General features: G+C 61.0%; 16 protein-coding genes. 10 read left to right on the plus strand and 6 right to left on the minus strand.

Features of this window, described 5'->3' with window-relative positions; all coding sequences use genetic code 11:
* The first annotated feature begins 59 nt into the window (after window positions 1-59).
* Genes KW841_RS01875 through KW841_RS01885 form a run of 3 tightly spaced genes read left to right on the plus strand, consistent with a single transcriptional unit; the run spans window position 60 to window position 3,006 of the window.
* The gene (locus KW841_RS01875) at window positions 60-1,202 is read left to right on the plus strand and encodes an ABC transporter ATP-binding protein (RefSeq protein WP_007976366.1); all 1,143 of its coding nucleotides are present in this window, start codon (window positions 60-62) and stop codon (window positions 1,200-1,202) included.
* A 35-nt stretch (window positions 1,203-1,237) separates the two neighbouring features.
* The gene (locus KW841_RS01880) at window positions 1,238-2,119 is read left to right on the plus strand and encodes an ABC transporter permease subunit (RefSeq protein WP_240629020.1); all 882 of its coding nucleotides are present in this window, start codon (window positions 1,238-1,240) and stop codon (window positions 2,117-2,119) included.
* Entirely contained in the window at window positions 2,116-3,006 is an 891-nt protein-coding gene (locus KW841_RS01885) for an ABC transporter permease subunit (RefSeq protein ID WP_218473215.1), read from the plus strand. The genes KW841_RS01880 and KW841_RS01885 overlap by 4 nt, the downstream gene beginning before the upstream one ends.
* 148 nt (window positions 3,007-3,154) lie before the next feature.
* On the opposite strand, the gene KW841_RS01890 is transcribed toward KW841_RS01885, so the two are convergent.
* A complete protein-coding gene (locus KW841_RS01890) occupies window positions 3,155-3,796 on the minus strand; it encodes an HD domain-containing protein (protein WP_218473216.1) in 642 nt (213 codons plus the stop codon).
* A 334-nt stretch (window positions 3,797-4,130) separates the two neighbouring features.
* Here KW841_RS01890 and KW841_RS01895 point away from each other — a divergent pair, with 334 nt between their 5' ends.
* Window positions 4,131-5,096 (plus strand): GlxA family transcriptional regulator, encoded by a 966-nt coding sequence (locus KW841_RS01895; protein WP_218473217.1) that lies wholly within the window; start codon window positions 4,131-4,133, stop codon window positions 5,094-5,096.
* Window positions 5,097-5,257: 161 nt separating this feature from the next.
* Here the strand turns inward: KW841_RS01895 and KW841_RS01900 are convergent, their stop codons facing one another.
* Together KW841_RS01900 and KW841_RS01905 are read right to left on the minus strand one after the other, a co-directional pair.
* The gene (locus tag KW841_RS01900) at window positions 5,258-7,657 is read right to left on the minus strand and encodes a penicillin acylase family protein (RefSeq protein WP_218473218.1); all 2,400 of its coding nucleotides are present in this window, start codon (window positions 7,655-7,657) and stop codon (window positions 5,258-5,260) included.
* A gap of 103 nt (window positions 7,658-7,760) precedes the next feature.
* Entirely contained in the window at window positions 7,761-8,342 is a 582-nt protein-coding gene (locus KW841_RS01905) for a DUF6436 domain-containing protein (protein WP_116579675.1), read from the minus strand.
* Window positions 8,343-8,439: 97 nt separating this feature from the next.
* Between KW841_RS01905 and KW841_RS01910 the strand changes: the two genes are divergently transcribed.
* Window positions 8,440-9,387 (plus strand): alpha/beta hydrolase, encoded by a 948-nt coding sequence (locus KW841_RS01910; RefSeq protein WP_218473220.1) that lies wholly within the window; start codon window positions 8,440-8,442, stop codon window positions 9,385-9,387.
* Window positions 9,388-9,516: 129 nt separating this feature from the next.
* On the opposite strand, the gene KW841_RS01915 is transcribed toward KW841_RS01910, so the two are convergent.
* Window positions 9,517-10,269 (minus strand): DUF2059 domain-containing protein, encoded by a 753-nt coding sequence (locus KW841_RS01915; protein ID WP_218473222.1) that lies wholly within the window; start codon window positions 10,267-10,269, stop codon window positions 9,517-9,519.
* A 108-nt stretch (window positions 10,270-10,377) separates the two neighbouring features.
* On the opposite strand from KW841_RS01915, the gene KW841_RS01920 reads away from it, so the two are divergent.
* On the plus strand, window positions 10,378-11,010 hold the full coding sequence (locus tag KW841_RS01920; RefSeq protein WP_007976386.1) for a 2OG-Fe(II) oxygenase: 633 nt from the start codon (window positions 10,378-10,380) through the stop codon (window positions 11,008-11,010).
* Window positions 11,011-11,012: 2 nt separating this feature from the next.
* Complete coding sequence (locus KW841_RS01925) at window positions 11,013-11,498, plus strand: DUF523 domain-containing protein (protein ID WP_218473223.1); 486 nt, start codon at window positions 11,013-11,015, stop codon at window positions 11,496-11,498.
* 122 nt (window positions 11,499-11,620) lie between these two features.
* Here the strand turns inward: KW841_RS01925 and KW841_RS01930 are convergent, their stop codons facing one another.
* Window positions 11,621-12,205: a transporter substrate-binding domain-containing protein gene (locus KW841_RS01930; protein ID WP_218473224.1), complete on the minus strand. Its 585-nt coding sequence runs from the start codon at window positions 12,203-12,205 to the stop codon at window positions 11,621-11,623.
* Between the two features lie 135 nt (window positions 12,206-12,340).
* Here KW841_RS01930 and KW841_RS01935 point away from each other — a divergent pair, with 135 nt between their 5' ends.
* Window positions 12,341-12,766 carry a DUF4399 domain-containing protein gene (locus tag KW841_RS01935; RefSeq protein ID WP_218473225.1) on the plus strand — a complete coding sequence of 142 codons (426 nt, stop codon included), beginning with the start codon at window positions 12,341-12,343 and terminating at the stop codon, window positions 12,764-12,766.
* A gap of 60 nt (window positions 12,767-12,826) precedes the next feature.
* Here the strand turns inward: KW841_RS01935 and serA are convergent, their stop codons facing one another.
* Window positions 12,827-14,056, minus strand: a complete 1,230-nt coding sequence (gene serA / locus KW841_RS01940; protein WP_007976393.1) for a phosphoglycerate dehydrogenase — start codon at window positions 14,054-14,056, stop codon at window positions 12,827-12,829.
* 206 nt (window positions 14,057-14,262) lie between these two features.
* Here serA and KW841_RS01945 point away from each other — a divergent pair, with 206 nt between their 5' ends.
* Together KW841_RS01945 and KW841_RS01950 are read left to right on the plus strand one after the other, a co-directional pair.
* Window positions 14,263-15,657 (plus strand): FAD-binding oxidoreductase, encoded by a 1,395-nt coding sequence (locus tag KW841_RS01945; protein ID WP_032829505.1) that lies wholly within the window; start codon window positions 14,263-14,265, stop codon window positions 15,655-15,657.
* A gap of 40 nt (window positions 15,658-15,697) precedes the next feature.
* Window positions 15,698-16,363 carry a fumarylacetoacetate hydrolase family protein gene (locus KW841_RS01950; RefSeq protein WP_218473226.1) on the plus strand — a complete coding sequence of 222 codons (666 nt, stop codon included), beginning with the start codon at window positions 15,698-15,700 and terminating at the stop codon, window positions 16,361-16,363.
* Window positions 16,364-16,376: the final 13 nt, after the last annotated feature.

Below are 16,376 nucleotides of genomic sequence, written 5' to 3' on the forward strand. Positions count from 1 at the left end.
CTATCCAAAGTTGGCTCACCTTGAGCGAACTGCACTCTTTTTTTTTGGGAGTTTCGTAAATGGCAGTTGCCTCCGGCGCCTATAAGAAAGCCCTCGAGGGCGACCAGCAACCTAAACAGGTGCTGGTCAAAATCGACCGGGTCACGAAGAAGTTCGACGAGACGATTGCCGTGGACGACGTGTCCCTGGAAATCAAGAAAGGCGAGATCTTCGCCCTGCTCGGCGGCTCGGGATCGGGCAAGTCCACATTGCTGCGCATGCTCGCAGGTTTCGAACGGCCCACGGAGGGGCGCATTTTCCTCGATGGCGTAGACATCACCGACATGCCGCCCTACGAGCGGCCGATCAACATGATGTTCCAGTCCTACGCCTTGTTCCCGCACATGACCGTGGCGCAGAACATCGCCTTCGGCCTCAAGCAGGACAAACTGCCGGCCGCCGAAGTCGACGCGCGGGTGGCCGATATGCTCAAGCTGGTGCAGATGAGCCAGTACGCCAAGCGCAAGCCGCACCAGTTGTCCGGTGGCCAGCGTCAGCGTGTGGCCCTGGCCCGTTCCCTGGCCAAGCGACCGAAGCTGCTGCTGCTCGACGAACCGATGGGCGCCCTGGACAAGAAGCTTCGCTCGCAGATGCAGCTGGAGCTGGTGGAGATCATCGAGCGTGTCGGCGTAACCTGCGTCATGGTGACCCACGACCAGGAAGAGGCCATGACCATGGCCGAGCGCATCGCGATCATGCACCTGGGCTGGATCGCCCAGATCGGCAGCCCGATCGACATCTACGAAACCCCGACCAGCCGCCTGGTCTGTGAATTCATCGGTAACGTCAACATCTTCGACGGTGAAGTGATTGACGATGCCGAGGGCCACGCGATCATCACCTGCAAGGACCTCGACCGGAAGATCTATGTGGGCCACGGCATCAGCACCTCGGTGCAAGACAAATCCGTGACCTACGCGATCCGTCCGGAAAAACTGCTCGTGACCCCGACCATGCCGACCTGCGAATACAACTGGTCCAGCGGCAAGGTGCATGACATCGCCTACCTCGGTGGCCACTCGGTGTTCTACGTCGAATTGCCGAGCGGCAAGATCGTCCAGTCCTTCGTCGCGAACGCTGAGCGACGTGGCCAGCGGCCGACCTGGGGTGATCAGGTCTACGTGTATTGGGAAGACGATAGCGGCGTGGTACTTCGCTCATGAACATGCGCAAATTCAAACGCCGACTCAATCGAATAATTCCCGGTGGCCGTCAGATGGTCATCGGGGTTCCCTTCATCTGGCTGTTCCTGTTCTTCATGCTGCCGTTCTTCATCGTACTGAAGATCAGCTTCGCCGAAGCGGACGTGGCCATTCCTCCCTACACCGAAATCTACAGCTACGCCGAGCAGAAGCTGCAGTTGCTGCTTAACCTGGGCAACTACGCGATGCTGGCCGGTGACGAGCTGTACATCGCTGCTTATCTCGGGTCGTTGAAGATGGCGCTGTTCAGCACCATCCTCTGCCTGCTGATCGGCTACCCGATGGCCTACGGCATCTCCGTTGCCCGCAAGGAAGTGCAGACGGTGCTGGTGCTGCTGATCATGATGCCGACCTGGACCGCGATCCTGATCCGCGTGTATGCGTGGATGGGCATCCTCAGCAACAATGGCCTGCTCAACGGTTTCCTGATGAGCATGGGCTGGATCAACGAGCCGCTGCAGATCCTCAATACCAACCTGGCGGTCTACATCGGTGTGGTTTATTCCTACCTGCCGTTCATGATCCTGCCGCTGTACGCCAACCTGGTGAAGCACGACCAGAGCCTGCTTGAAGCCGCGTCGGACCTGGGTTCGAGCACCTTCAACAGCTTCTGGAAAATCACCGTGCCGCTGTCGAAAAACGGCATCATCGCTGGCTGCATGCTGGTGTTCATCCCGGTGGTCGGTGAGTTCGTGATCCCGGAACTGCTCGGCGGCCCGGAAACCCTGATGATCGGTAAAGTGCTCTGGCAAGAGTTCTTCAACAACCGTGACTGGCCGGTGGCGTCTGCCCTGGCGGTGGTGATGCTGGCGATCCTGATTGTGCCGATCATCCTGTTCAACCGCAGTCAGGCCAAGGAAATGGAGGGTAAAGAATGAAGCGCTGCCGTTTCTCCAGCCTGATGCTGGTAGTGGGTCTGTTGTTCATCTACCTGCCGATGCTGATCCTGGTGATCTATTCGTTCAACGCCTCGAAACTGGTGACGGTGTGGGGCGGCTGGTCGATCAAGTGGTACGTCGGCCTGCTCGACAATTCGCAACTGATGGGTTCGGTGGTGCGCTCGCTGGAAATCGCCTGCTACACGGCGGTGGCGGCGGTGGCGCTGGGTACCCTGGCGGCGTTCGTCCTGACGCGTATTACGCGCTTCAAGGGCCGTACCCTGTTCGGTGGCCTGGTCACCGCGCCGCTGGTGATGCCTGAGGTGATCACCGGTCTGTCGCTGTTGCTGCTGTTCGTGGCCATGGCGCAGATGATCGGCTGGCCGCAGGAACGCGGCATTATCACCATCTGGATCGCCCACACCACGTTCTGTGCGGCCTATGTGGCGGTGGTGGTTTCGGCACGCTTGCGCGAGCTGGACCTGTCCATCGAAGAGGCGGCCATGGACCTGGGCGCGAAACCGTGGAAGGTGTTCTTCCTGATCACCATCCCGATGATCGCGCCGTCGCTGGCAGCGGGCGGCATGATGTCGTTTGCCCTGTCGCTGGATGACCTGGTGCTGGCGAGCTTCGTGTCGGGCCCGGGGTCCACGACCCTGCCGATGGAGGTGTTCTCGGCGGTACGTCTGGGCGTGAAGCCCGAGATCAACGCCGTGGCCAGCCTGATCCTGTTGGCAGTGTCCATCGTGACTTTCCTGGTCTGGTTCTTCAGCCGTCGCGCCGAAGAGGGCCGTCGTCGCGCGATCCAGCAAGCGATCGAAGAAGCGGCCGCCGATTCGTGGAAGCAACCGGACGTGCGTCGCGCGCAGGCACCGGAAGCGGCTTGAGCCTGAAATCGGGTTGACCACAACTTTGTGGCCAACCCGACCCCCTGTGGGAGCGAGCTTGCTCGCGATAGCGGACTGACATTCAACTTCGATGTTGACTGTGATGCCGCCATCGCGAGCAAGCTCGCTCCCACAGGTTCTTTGGCGGTCAGGAAATCCAAGTAGATTGGCGAATGACCTCGACGAAATTCATCGGCTTGAATCCCGGCTGCTGATCCACCAGCACATCCGTCTTCACATTCCCGAACGTAGTCTGCGGACGATGACGCAAGCCATCGGCAAACGCGCAGATGATGCACTCCTTGAACCCCTCGCCCCGTGGATGCGCATGCACCACCGCTTCGCGCTGCACGGTGGAGAACGCCGCGTAGTCCATGCCCAGCACGTCCATCTCGACACCCGCCGTCACCAGCGCCACGGTGGGCCGCAAGTGCTGAGGAACGCCCGGTGTGGTGTGCAGGGCAATCGATAGCCAGACCTGCTCGATATCGTCGTCGCTCAGTCCGTAAGGCTTGAGAAATGCGGCTGCCGCATTGGCGCCATCGACTTCGAAACGCTCGTTGTCGCTGCGGTGCCCCTCCACCAGGCCCAGGTCATGGAACATCGCGCCGACGTACAGCAACTCAGGGTTGTAGGCCAATTGCTTGCGCTCACCGCTCAGGGCGCCGAACAGAAAGACCCGACGCGAGTGGTGGTAGAGCAGGTCCGATTCGATGTCACGGATGTATTCGGTAGTGGCCTTGGCCAGCGCGCTGTCGGGGATCTTGATGCCGGCGATGGTGGTGCTCATGGAGTTTTCCTCGTCGTGAACGCCTGGGTGGCGCTGAGGGTTTCAGTCTGTTCCGCCCCCCGAAACCGGACAATCGCGCCATGGCTGCGATCCCGGCCAATGAGCATGCATATCGCGCCAACCTCGCTTGTTGCGCCTGGTTTGGCTAGGGTTGCTCGCACTAAACCTGCTTTTGTGGCGAGGGGGCTTGCCCCCGTTGGGTCGCGAAGCGGCCCCAATGCTCATTCAGGTAAACCGCGTTCAAGCGGTTTACGACTGCTGCGCAGCCGAACGGGGGCAAGCCCCCTCGCCACAGGTACGCGTCAATCCTGATTCATAAAAGGCGTTTCGAACCATGAGTAAAACCATCGCCATCGTGGTCTTCGCCGGCGTCCAGTCGCTGGATGTCACCGGCCCCATGGATGTGTTTTCCGAGGCCAATCGATTCCTTGCCCCGCAGGATCACTATCGGCTGGAGGTGATCGGCGTCGAGCACGGGATGATGGCGTGCTCCAACGGTTTGGCACTCAATGCCCATCGGCATTTCAGCGAAGCACTCGAGGCGTACGACTTGTTATTGGTGGCTGGCGGGCCGCAATTGCCGTTCATGAGTTTCGGCGTGGCGTTCGACACCTGGCTGCGCGGGGCCTGCGGGCGGGCGCAGCGGTTTGGCTCGATCTGCAACGGTGCCTTCATGCTCGCCCGGGCGGGGTTGCTGCAGGGGCGCACAGTCACCACGCATTGGCAGGACGCATCGGATCTGGCGGCGCTGTGTCCCTCGTCCCGGGTGGAAGCGGATCGACTGTACGTTGAGGACGGCGACCTGTTCACCTCGGCCGGGGTCACAGCGGGGATCGATCTGTCGTTGTATCTGTTGGGCCGGGATCACGGGCCGGAAGTGGCACTGAATGTCGCCAAGCGGCTGGTGGTGTTCACCCAGCGTTCGGGCGGGCAGTCGCAGTTCAGCCCGTTCCTCACGCCCCACGCCGAACCGGACTCGGCGGTGGCGATGGTCCAGCATTACGTGCTGGCCAACCTGACGGGCGATTTAGCCATCGCCGACCTGGCCAATGCCGCCAACATGAGTGCGCGCAATTTTTCCAGGGTGTTTGCCAGGGAAGCGAAAATCACCCCGGCCGAGTTCGTCGAACGCGCGCGGGTCGATGCGGCGCGGGTGATGCTCGAAAGCACCCGGGCGCCGCTCAAGACTGTGGCCTATCAATGTGGATTTCGCGATGCCCAGCACATGCGCAGTGTGTTCAATCGCAGATTGGGGGTGACGCCGCAGCAGTTCAGGTTGAATTTTGCGGCGATGGTTTGAACCATGAATTTGCATTGCTCCTGCGGGCCCCTTCGCGGGCAAGTCGGATCGCCGCACCGCCGCTCCCACAGGGATCTGTGTCGAACACATATTTTGTGAACACCAGAGAAACCTGTGGGAGCGGGCTTGCCCGCGAAGGGGCCGGTCCAGCCAATGCAAACTTACTGAGCTGCCCGCGCCGGCAACAGCTTCAACGTACTGCGCGTATTGGCCGTGACTTCTTCATCATTGAGATGCGCCTGGAAATACATCCCCTCGATATAGGCCTCGGCCTGATCATCATAGTGACTGTCGAACACTACGCCGCTCTGGCCAACCGGGTTGACGGTCAGGCTGTGGGCCGGGTCGGCGAAGTCGATCAGGCGTCGGGTCGAAGGGCCGTAGGTCACGGGCCAGGGTGCCGGGCCAATCTTCGCCGATAGGTTGTTCGGCACTTCATGGCTGCCGGGTGCGGCGAAGGGGCCGACGTTGAAGACCAGGTCCAGCGGCTTTTGCTGCCCCAGCGGATGACCATGGGTCAAGGTGTGCGCGCGACCCCACTGCCATTGCGAGGCATCTGCGCCGAGAGTGCTCCTGAGGTGTGCGAGGCTGGCTTGCCAGGCGGCCTTCACCGTGTCGGCGCGGGTTTCCTTGCCGACGGTGTTGCGGTTGTCCCACCACGGTGAATCGGCGCTGGCGGCCAGGCGGGGGAGCGCGGCGTCGATCACCCGGGTCGAGAGCAGCGTTTCGAAGAAGTCGTTGCCCAGCTCGTCATGCATCGTCGCGTCAGCCAGGTTGAACAGCAACTGGTTGAACAGCGTGGCGCTGGTCGAATCGAGCGGGTAGTCGCCTTTCCACTGGGCCAGTTGCTCCACCAGTTTGAGTTCGGCGGGGTCGCTCACCACTTCGCGCAACACCGGCAGCAGCGGCGCCAGCAAGCGCTGGCCGTAGGCGGTGGTAGTGCCCAGCTGCAGTTTCTGGCTGCTTTCCAGGTCCCATTTCACGGCTTTGTCGCTGAGCTGGCGATTGAGCTGCTGGCCGCGATCGGCAAGGTTGTAATAGCCGGGAATCTCCATGCCGGTCGGCGACACCGGCTGGAAGTTGGCCGAGACGATGTAGCCCCGCGCCGGGTTTTCTTCCTGAGGGTTGGCGCTGAACGGATAGAAGCCATCCTTGTCGGCCTCGGCGCTGCTGCCATCGAGGATGAACCATGGGCTTACACCCGCCGGACGTTTCGGCAGTTGCGCCGCCGCCCACCAGCCAATGTCACCCTTGGCATTGGCCCATACGACGTTCAGGCCCGGTGCCTGGATTTTTGCCGCGGCACTGCGGGCCTTGACCAGGGTGTCGGCGCGGTTGAGTTGGTAGAACCCGTCCAGAATCGGGTTCTGGCTTTCGAGAAACGCCCACCACATGGCAATCGGTGTCTTGCCGACGCCGCTGCCCAAGGCATCGTTGACGATCGGGCCGTGGGGTGATTGACGCAGTACCAGCGTCACCGGTTCCTGGCCCTTGACCGCAATCTTCTGTTCGCTGGTGACCATGTCCACCCACTTGCCGCGATACCAGACCTGATTGGGATTGTCCGGGTTGACCTTCTCGGCGATCAGGTCGAGGTCGTCGTTCTGGAACATGGTGATGCTCCAGCCGAAGTCGTTGTTCATGCCCAGGGAGGCGAACGGCATCAACGCCTGGTAATGCCCGTAGAGTTCAAAGCCCGGCGCGGAGAGTTGTGCTTCGTACCACACTGACGGTGCGGAGAAACGGATATGCGGATCGCCCGCCAGCAGTGGCTTGCCGCTTTGGGTCCGGCTGCCCGCGACGACCCAGGCGTTACTGCCCTCGAACTGGGGCAGACCGTTGTCAGCCAAGACCTGTTCGCTCAGACGGGCGAGGGCGTTGAGGTCTTTCCAGTCGGCGCTGGCCAGGGAAGGTGCGGTCCCGTCGAGCACGCCTTTGGGCTGCCAGTCGAGATCGAAAACGCTCAGGTAGTCAGGGCCCAGTTGATCGCGTACGAATGTCAGCAAGGGTTCGGTACGAAAGGCCGCCGCAAAACTGTAGGCCATGTAACCGGCGATGCTGATGGTGTCCTGGGCGGTGAACGGGCGTTTTGGAATGCCCAGCACATCGAACTCCACGGGTTTGGCGTGGCTGTCCTGATACTGGTTGATGCCGTCCAGATAGGCCTGCATGGCGATGAAAGAGGGCGACTGTTTGTCGAGGTTGGCGAAGTAGGTTTCAGCGCGCTCGCGAATGCGCAGGCTGCGCATCAGTTTGTCGGTGTCGAGCAGCTTCGGTCCGAGCACCTCGGCCAGTTCGCCACGAGCGAGGCGACGCAGGACTTCCATCTGGAACAAGCGGTCCTGGGCATGCACGTAGCCGAGCGCGCGGTACAGGTCGGGTTCGTTGTCGGCGCGGATATGCGGAACGCCGCGCTCGTCGTAGCGCACGGTGACTGAGCCTTGCAGGTGTTGCAGTTCGACCATGCCCTGGCGTGACGGCTGTTTACTGTAGAGGTACCAGCCGGCTCCGGCGGCCAGCACGACGATCAACAGCGCGAGAGCGGTCAGGCTGCGTTTCATGGGGATTCCTTGTTGTTATTGTGATTCCAGGTGCCACTGTTTAACACGGCGCGCCGGCTTGGCGCATCGCCCGTAGGAGGGATTCGTATGGGCGTGGCTTTGCCTACTTCGCCGGATCGACAGGCCACGGGCAGTAACACCCCACCGCCAGTGTGTGCGTGGCACTCACCGCTCGGCCTTCATCGAGCGCTTGCAGGATGGGTTCGATAAAGCTGTTGCTGGAATTGCAGGTCAGGCCCTCGCTGTAGGGGCCGAAGTACGCCAGTTTGCCGCTGCGATCCCAGATTGCCACGGCCGGGCTGGCGGGGATCTGTTCGGAACCGGGCAAGACGTCGATGGTTTTCAGGCGGCTCAAGGTGCCTGGTAACTGGCCATGGCTACCGGGTTTTTGCACGGTATAGAATTCCACGCCGTGGGGGACATAGCGCTCGACCAGTTCGGTCAGGTGTTGTTGATTGCCGACGTTGCACGGGCAGGCCGGGTCCCAGAAATGCACCAGGCGGATGGCGCCAGGGCCTGCGAGGTCATCGGGAAGGCGCAGCGGATCACCCGAAAACATTGCCGTGTGCTCGCTGAACGCCCGCAGGTAACGCCCCTGGAACCAGTCGTAGGCCGCCCACAATACGCCGGCACACACCACGGCGAGCAGGCTGGCAAACAGGGTGGCGCGAAAGGGCGGGCGCATCGGTTCAATCCTCGAAGGTCGGCTAGCTTGCCATGCTTGCCGCGACAGAAGAATATCGCAGGCCTATTAAGTCCGTTTCACGCTCTGGAACTTGTCCATGCCGGCCACTTTCGACCCTGATCTTCTACGTGCAAGTCTGCTGCCACTGGCGGCCGGGCAGCCGTTGTCGGCGCAGGCGAAGGCCTACCAGCAGTTCTACGGACTGGATTTTTCATTGCGTCAGGTGCGCAGCGGTCTTGGGCGCTTCGAGGTCGATGGATATCAGCTGGTCAGCCAGTTCTGGTGGCCCGAGCGGGCGAAGGCGACGCTGTTTGTCATCCACGGCTTCTACGACCACACCGGGCTCTACCGGCATGTGATCGAATGGGCACTGGACCAAGGCTTTGCGGTGATTGCCTGCGACCTGCCGGGGCATGGCTTGTCCAGCGGCGAGCGGGCGAGCATCAAGGATTTCGCCGAGTACCAGGACACGTTGCAAGGGTTGTTCAGCGAGGCGCAATCCCTCGATTTACCGCAACCGTGGCACCTGTGCGGGCAAAGTACCGGTGGGGCGATCGTGATCGATCATGTGTTGAATGCGGGGGCGAGCAGCCCGGCCCAGGGGCAGGTGATCCTGTTGGCACCCTTGGTGCGGCCGCGCGCGTGGGGTTGGTCGCATCTGAGCTATTACGTGCTCAGGCCGTTCGTCAAAGCCATCGCCCGGCGCTTCAGTGAGAACTCCAACGACCCGGCCTTTCTGCCGTTCCTGCAAGCCGATCCATTGCAGCCGCTGCGTCTACCGACAGCCTGGGTGGGCGCGCTGGCGCGTTGGATCAAACGCGTTGAAGCGGCGCCTGTCAGCACCAGGCGGCCGCTGATCGTGCAGGGGCAGGCGGACATGACCGTGGATTGGGAGCATAACCTTGAAGTGTTGCGAGGCAAGTTTGATAGGCCGCAGGTCTTGATGTTGCCCGAGGCGCGGCATCATCTGGCGAATGAAACACTGGCGATGCGCACGGAGTATTTCGGGTTTTTGACCAAGCGGATCAAGGGTCGGAATCCTTAGTGACAGTTCCGGCCCCTTCGCGGGCAAGCCCGCTCCCACAGGTTTCGCGGTGATCACAAAATAGTGGGTTGACTCAAAACACTGTGGGAGCGGGCTTGCCCGCGATAGCGATCTGTCAGGCGCCGATAATCATTGGCTTAGGTTCGAATTGCTCTGCCCCACCGCCAACCCCGCGCGAATCGCCGCCAGTGCCGCCTGATAGTAAGCCTGGCCTTGCGTCGATTCGGCAAAGGTCGCGAACTCTTCCAGCTCGTCGTCCGACAGGTCGCGATAGACATACAGCAGCGTGTTGTTCAGGTCGCTGCCAATCTGGTCCATCAGGCGCTGGCGCTGGCCGTTGAGCATGCCCTGGGCCTGACCGGCACCGAGCAACCCCGGGATCATCGAACTCAGGCTGTCGGCGGCCACACCGGCAATCGCCAGGCTGACTTCCGCGCCGGCCTCGCGAGCAGGCAGCGCTTGTGCCAGATGGCCGATGATCAGCAGGCGGCTGTCGCTGGCCTGCATCTTTGGCAAGCCCTTGGCATTTTTCGCCAGTTGGTCGCGACGGGTCGCCAGCAACTCGGCAGCGACGATTTTCTTGCCCAAAGGCGACTGGAAAAACGTCAGTGCAGGTTTTGGATCGGCGAGGTTCTTGCGCAATTGCGCTTCGGCGCGCTGGTCCACGGCCTGGGCGGAAAATCGCTGATTGCTGTTATTGACCAGAGCCTGATACACCGCCGGAGGCAGGCTGCCCTGGTAGCGTTGCTGGGCAGCCGAGAGGGCGTCGTTGAAATGCGCGCGTTGTTCCGGCCAGCCGGCGACCTTGTACAACTGGTCGTGGCTGTCTGCCCAGGCGGGCAAAACGCAGAACATCAGCAGTGATAAAAGCAAACGGCGCATAGGGACTCCTGTCAGCAGGCGACTATTCTCCGTGTGGCATCCGTACTTGTCGAGAATTCGTATCAACCCGCTGCGCGGCTCTGTCGGATTTTCGGGCACAGGAATACTATGCGCGGCATGCAAATATCCTCTGATCACCCGCTGCTGTTACGAATCGTCGACGACCTGGCCGAGCACGGCTGGTCGCAGCAGAATATTTTCCTGCCTCAGGACCTGACCCGAGCGCTGGCGGCCGAGTGTCGCAAGCGTGCTGCCGAGGGTGAACTGGCTCCGGCTGCCGTGGGTCGAGGGCCGTCGTCGGAGATCCGCGAAGGAATTCGTGGCGACCATATCCAATGGATCGACCCCGGCCAGGCCGAGGCTTGCGACAGCTATCTGAGTTTGATGGACAGCCTGCGCGAGGCTATCAATCGCGGTCTGTTTCTCGGCCTGGAGGATTTCGAAAGCCATTTTGCGATGTACCCGCCCGGGGCGTTCTACCTCAAGCATGTCGATCGCTTTCGCGATGACGACCGGCGCATGGTTTCAGCGGTGGTTTACCTCAATGACGGCTGGCTTCCCGAGCACGGCGGCTCGTTGCGCATGTACCTCGACAACGATCGCGTCCACGACGTGCAGCCTACCGGCGGCTGCCTGGTGGTGTTTCTTTCCGGAGAGGTTCCCCACGAAGTCCTGCCCGCGACCCGCGATCGCCTGTCGCTGACGGGCTGGTTCCGGCGGCGCGGCAACGAGCCGTTCTGATCATGCAGAAAATTCTCGTCAGCCGCTGCCTGTTGGGCCACCGCGTTCGTTACGACGGCGGGGCCAGTGGGCCGTTCGATCAGCTTCAGCACTGGCTCGACGAAGGTCGGATCGTACCGTTGTGCCCGGAGGTCGCCGGTGGCTTGCCAACGCCTCGGGCGGCCGCGGAAATTCCAGGCGGGCAGGGCGCGCAAGTCCTCGATGGCCAGGCCGTGGTGATCACGACCGAGGGCGAGGATGTCAGCGCGCAGTTTTTGTCGGGGGCGTATCAGGCGCTGGAACTGGTGCAAAAACACGGCATCCGCATTGCCGTCCTCAAGGCCAACAGTCCGTCCTGCGGCAATCTGCTGACCTATGACGGGACGTTCAGCGGGGTGAAGGTCAGTGGCGAGGGCGTGACGGCGGCGCTGCTCAAGCGCCATGGCGTGCAGGTGTTCAGTGAGCTGGAGTTGCCGCAGGCGGCTCAGGCGTTGGCAACACTCGATTAACGAGCGACAAAAGACACTGTGGGAGCGAGCTTGCTCGCGATGGCGGCCTGACATTCAACATCAATGTTGACTGGACTGGCCTCATCGCGAGCAAGCTCGCTCCCACAGGTTCTGCATTCACTTCAGTTCTGCAGCTTCGGCACCGCATCCGCCCCCAGCCACTTCTGCTCCAGCGCTTGCAGTCGTCCATCATCCTTGATCCGCTGCAAGGCGTTTTCCAGGCTGGCATGGAACGCCGGATTTCCCTTCTGAAACGGAATCGCCAGGCTCACGGCCGGGTTGGTTTTGGGCTTCCCTTCGGTCAGCGACTGCACCAGCAGAATGGAGCGCGGCTCTTCTTTCTGCGCGATCAATTGCGCCTGGGCTTGAACGTAAGGTTCGCTGAAATCGAAACGATCGCTGAGATCCGGGGTCACTGCTATGTGGTTGATAGCGATGTCGTATTTGCCGCTTTCGACGCCGGTCAGCAGATCGCTGCCGTCGGTGACGACAAAGTCGGCCCGGACATCGAGTTCACTTGCCAGCAGTTGGCCCAGTTCGACTTCGAAGCCGGCGAGCTTGTCACCATCCTTGAAGTTGAATGGGGGAGTGTTGGCTTCAACGGCTATGCGCAACTCGCCCCGGTCGTTGACGTCATCAATCAGTTCGGCATGAGCCAAAGGGCTCAGAAGGGGTAGCAGGCAGATCAGGCCAGGCAGAAAGCGCATGGTCACTCCTTTGAATTTATTATCGCGACCCTCTGATTCAGGCTCGCTTTGCTATGGTTGTCGAGTGCCTTCGACAACGAATGGCCATGAAGTTGTCATGGTCACGCGGATTTTACGAAAAAACTGGAGAAGAGAATGAAAACCTTTATGTCACGTGCTGCTTTGGCTGGCCTGTTGATAGGTGTTTCGGTGCTGGCCAGTGCTGCAACGCCGGCTCCGAAAGGCGCCGAAGTGTCCATCGTGTCTCCCAAGGACGGCGCGAATGTTCCACAGACTGTGGTCGTCAAGTTCGCTGTTGAAAATATTGCCTTGGCACCGGCGGGCGACCCCACCAAGAACACCGGTCATCACCATTTGCTGATCGATGTCGATGAGTTGCCGGCCGCCGGAGCGCCGATCCCCAAAGATGCCAACCACCAGCATTTCGGCGCCGCGCAGACCCAGGCTGAAGTCACGCTTACGCCGGGCAAACACACCCTGCAGCTTGAACTGGGCGATAGCAACCACATGCCGTTCGATCCGCCGATCGTTTCCGAGAAGATCACCGTCAACGTCAAGTAACGTTGTTGCGTCAATGAAAAAGGGAGCCCGAAGGCTCCCTTTTTTTTGCTCAGATCGCGATCAGAACAACACACGGCTACGGATGGTGCCTTTGACGTGTTGCAGCTTCTCTTGCGCCAGGTCCGAGTACTCGGCGTCGACGTCGATCACCACGTAGCCAACCTTCTCGTTGGTCTGCAGGAACTGGCCGGAGATGTTGATGCCGTTTTCGGCGAAGACTTTGTTGATCTCGCTGAGTACGCCCGGAATGTTTTCGTGGATGTGCAGCAGGCGGTGCTTGCCAGGGTGAGCCGGCAGGGCCACTTCCGGGAAGTTCACGGACGATACCGAAGTGCCGTTGTCGCTGTACTTGACCAGTTTTTCCGCGACTTCCAGACCGATGTTGGCCTGGGCTTCAGCGGTAGAACCACCGATGTGCGGGGTCAGGATCACGTTGTCCAGGCCACGCAGCGGGCTTTCGAACTCTTCGTCGTTGGAGCGTGGCTCCACCGGGAATACGTCGATGGCCGCGCCGATCAGGTGCTTGTCCTTGATGGCGGCAGCCAGGTGGTCCAGTTCGACCACAGTGCCGCGGGCGGCGTTGATCAGGATGCCGCCTTTCTTGATGGCACGGATTTCTTTCTCGCCCATCATCCACTGGGTGGCGGCGGTTTCCGGTACGTGCAGCGAAACGATGTCGGACATCGCCAGCAGCTCGTGCAGGTTGCCTACCTGGGTGGCGTTACCCAAAGGCAGCTTGGTGATGGTGTCGTAGAAGTACACCTGCATGCCCAGGCCTTCCGCCAGGACCGACAGTTGAGTACCGATCGAGCCGTAACCGACGATGCCCAGCTTCTTGCCACGGATCTCGAAGGAGTTGGCCGCGCTCTTGATCCAGCCGCCACGGTGGCAGGAAGCGTTCTTCTCAGGGATGCCGCGCAGCAGCAGGATCGCTTCGGCCAGCACCAGCTCCGCTACGGAACGGGTGTTGGAGTAGGGCGCGTTGAACACCGCGATACCGCGTTCGCGGGCAGCGTCCAGGTCGACCTGGTTGGTGCCGATGCAGAAACAGCCGACCGCAACCAGCTTCTTCGCGTGATCGAAGATCTCTTCGGTCAGTTGAGTGCGCGAGCGAATGCCGATGAAGTGAGCGTCGGCGATCTTTTCCTTGAGCTGGGCTTCCGGCAGAGAACCCGTGAGGTACTCGATGCTGGTGTAGCCCGCCGCCTTGAGGACGTCGACAGCCGATTGGTGGACGCCTTCGAGAAGAAGGAACTTGATCTTGCTCTTATCGAGAGAAGTCTTGCTCATCTGCGTAAACCTGTATCCCGGAGAAAAATGGCAGGGAAGGGAGCAGCCCGGAGCTGACCCGAACGGCAGGAATGCCGTCACCGCAGAACAGCCTTTGGGCACTACCCTGCGGGGTCGGTATGCTAGCATATGCACCCCGCTAAACACTCATTCCTGCGACGTGAAGCGTTCTCAGGATGACCATGAATTGTTCGAGAGTTCTGTCGATGACCAATCCTGCCCTGATTGAAGAGCTGAAGACCCTGGTTGAGCCTGGCAAGGTGCTGACCGATGCCGACTCCCTGAATGCTTATGGTAAGGATTGGACCAAGCATTTCGCTCCGGCCCCGACCGCCATCGTGTTCCCCAAGACCACCGAGCAGGTCCAGGCCATTGTCCTGTGGGCCAATAAACACAAGGTCGCGCTGGTGCCGTCCGGCGGTCGCACCGGCCTTTCCGCCGCAGCGGTAGCGGCCAATGGCGAAGTGGTCGTGTCGTTCGACTACATGAACCAGATCCTCGACGTGAACCTCACTGACCGCACCGCCGTGTGTCAGCCGGGCGTGGTCACCGAGCACCTGCAGAACGTGGCCGAAGAAAACGGCCTGTACTACCCGGTGGACTTCGCTTCGGCAGGATCGAGCCAGATTGGCGGCAATATCGGCACCAATGCCGGCGGGATCAAGGTGATTCGCTACGGCATGACCCGCAACTGGGTCGCCGGCATGAAAGTCGTCACCGGCAAGGGCGACGTGCTGGAGCTGAACCGCGACCTGATCAAGAACGCCACCGGCTACGACATGCGCCAGCTGTTCATCGGGGCTGAAGGCACACTCGGGTTCGTGGTCGAAGCGACCATGCGCCTCGATCGCGCGCCGAAAAACCTGACGGCGATGGTCCTCGGCACCGCCGATTTCGACTCGATCATGCCGGTGCTGCACGCCTTCCAGAGCAAACTCGACCTGACCGCTTTCGAATTCTTCTCCGACAAGGCCCTGGCCAAGGTCATGGCCCGTGGCGACGTGCCGGCGCCGTTCGAGTCCGACTGCCCGTTCTACGCGCTGCTGGAATTCGAAGCGACCACCGAAGAAGTGGCTAACCACGCCCTGGAAACCTTCGAGCACTGCGTCGAGCAGGGCTGGGTGCTGGACGGCGTGATGAGCCAGAGCGAAACCCAGTTGCAGAACCTGTGGAAGCTGCGCGAGTACATCTCCGAAACCATTTCCCACTGGACGCCGTACAAGAACGACATTTCGGTCACCGTATCGAAAGTCCCGGCGTTCCTGAAGGAAATCGACGCGATCGTCGGCGAACACTACCCGGATTTCGAAATCGTCTGGTTTGGCCACATCGGCGACGGCAACCTGCACTTGAACATCCTCAAGCCGGATAACCTGAGCAAGGACGAGTTCTTCGCCAAGTGCGCCACCGTCAACAAGTGGGTGTTCGAAACCGTCGAGAAGTACAACGGTTCGATCTCCGCCGAGCACGGCGTGGGCATGACCAAGCGTGATTACCTGACCTACAGCCGTTCGCCGGTCGAGATCGAGTACATGAAAGCGGTCAAGGCCGTGTTCGACCCGAATGGCATCATGAACCCGGGCAAGATCTTCGCGGTTTGAGCTGCAAACCTTACGCACCCTTGAAGGCAGGAGACGGTAAATGAGCTATCAGCACCAGTATGTCGACGGTACGCGTATTCATTTCCCGTTGGGGAAAGTGGTGTGCATCGGCCGCAACTACGCCGAACACGCCAAGGAGCTGGATAACCCGGTGCCGACCGAGCCATTGCTGTTCATCAAGCCGGGCAGTTGCGTGGTGCCGCTGGAAGGTGGTTTCAGCATTCCCACCGAGCGCGGCTCGGTGCACTACGAAGCGGAGATCGCGGTGTTGATCGGCAAGCCGTTGTCGACCAGGCCGAGCCGTGAAGAAGTGCTCGACGCCATCTCCGGTTTCGCCCCGGCCCTGGACCTGACCCTGCGCGACAAGCAGGCCGAGCTGAAATCCAAGGGTCTGCCGTGGGAAATCGCCAAGTCCTTCGACGGTGCGGCGGTGATTGCTCCGTTCGTGTCCGGCAGCACCTTTGCCGACCTGACCGACATCGGCATCCGCCTGACCATCAACGGCGAAGTGCGCCAGGACGGCAACAGCGGCGCAATGCTCAACCCGATTGTGCCGATGATCCAGCACATGGCCGGCTGCTTTTCGTTGCAGGCCGGGGATGTGATCCTCACCGGCACACCAGTGGGCGTCGGTCCGCTGAATGTCGGTGACGAGATCGTCCTGGAACTGCCGGGCGCCAGCCGCTTCAGCAGCAGCGTTCGCTAGTCCAGACACCGCC

The organism is Pseudomonas sp. PDM28 (genome assembly GCF_019219115.1).
GTDB lineage: Bacteria > Pseudomonadota > Gammaproteobacteria > Pseudomonadales > Pseudomonadaceae > Aquipseudomonas > Aquipseudomonas laurylsulfatiphila.

Coding starts and splice junctions, on each gene's coding strand:
- KW841_RS01875 (WP_007976366.1), top strand. CDS start 60: ATGGCAGTTGCCTCCGGCGCCTATAAGAAAGCCCTCGAGGGCGACCAG.
- KW841_RS01885 (WP_218473215.1), top strand. CDS start 2,116: ATGAAGCGCTGCCGTTTCTCCAGCCTGATGCTGGTAGTGGGTCTGTTG.
- KW841_RS01890 (WP_218473216.1), bottom strand. CDS start 3,796: ATGAGCACCACCATCGCCGGCATCAAGATCCCCGACAGCGCGCTGGCC.
- KW841_RS01895 (WP_218473217.1), top strand. CDS start 4,131: ATGAGTAAAACCATCGCCATCGTGGTCTTCGCCGGCGTCCAGTCGCTG.
- KW841_RS01900 (WP_218473218.1), bottom strand. CDS start 7,657: ATGAAACGCAGCCTGACCGCTCTCGCGCTGTTGATCGTCGTGCTGGCC.
- KW841_RS01905 (WP_116579675.1), bottom strand. CDS start 8,342: ATGCGCCCGCCCTTTCGCGCCACCCTGTTTGCCAGCCTGCTCGCCGTG.
- KW841_RS01910 (WP_218473220.1), top strand. CDS start 8,440: ATGCCGGCCACTTTCGACCCTGATCTTCTACGTGCAAGTCTGCTGCCA.
- KW841_RS01915 (WP_218473222.1), bottom strand. CDS start 10,269: ATGCGCCGTTTGCTTTTATCACTGCTGATGTTCTGCGTTTTGCCCGCC.
- KW841_RS01920 (WP_007976386.1), top strand. CDS start 10,378: ATGCGCGGCATGCAAATATCCTCTGATCACCCGCTGCTGTTACGAATC.
- KW841_RS01925 (WP_218473223.1), top strand. CDS start 11,013: ATGCAGAAAATTCTCGTCAGCCGCTGCCTGTTGGGCCACCGCGTTCGT.
- KW841_RS01930 (WP_218473224.1), bottom strand. CDS start 12,205: ATGCGCTTTCTGCCTGGCCTGATCTGCCTGCTACCCCTTCTGAGCCCT.
- KW841_RS01935 (WP_218473225.1), top strand. CDS start 12,341: ATGAAAACCTTTATGTCACGTGCTGCTTTGGCTGGCCTGTTGATAGGT.
- serA (WP_007976393.1), bottom strand. CDS start 14,056: ATGAGCAAGACTTCTCTCGATAAGAGCAAGATCAAGTTCCTTCTTCTC.
- KW841_RS01945 (WP_032829505.1), top strand. CDS start 14,263: ATGACCAATCCTGCCCTGATTGAAGAGCTGAAGACCCTGGTTGAGCCT.
- KW841_RS01950 (WP_218473226.1), top strand. CDS start 15,698: ATGAGCTATCAGCACCAGTATGTCGACGGTACGCGTATTCATTTCCCG.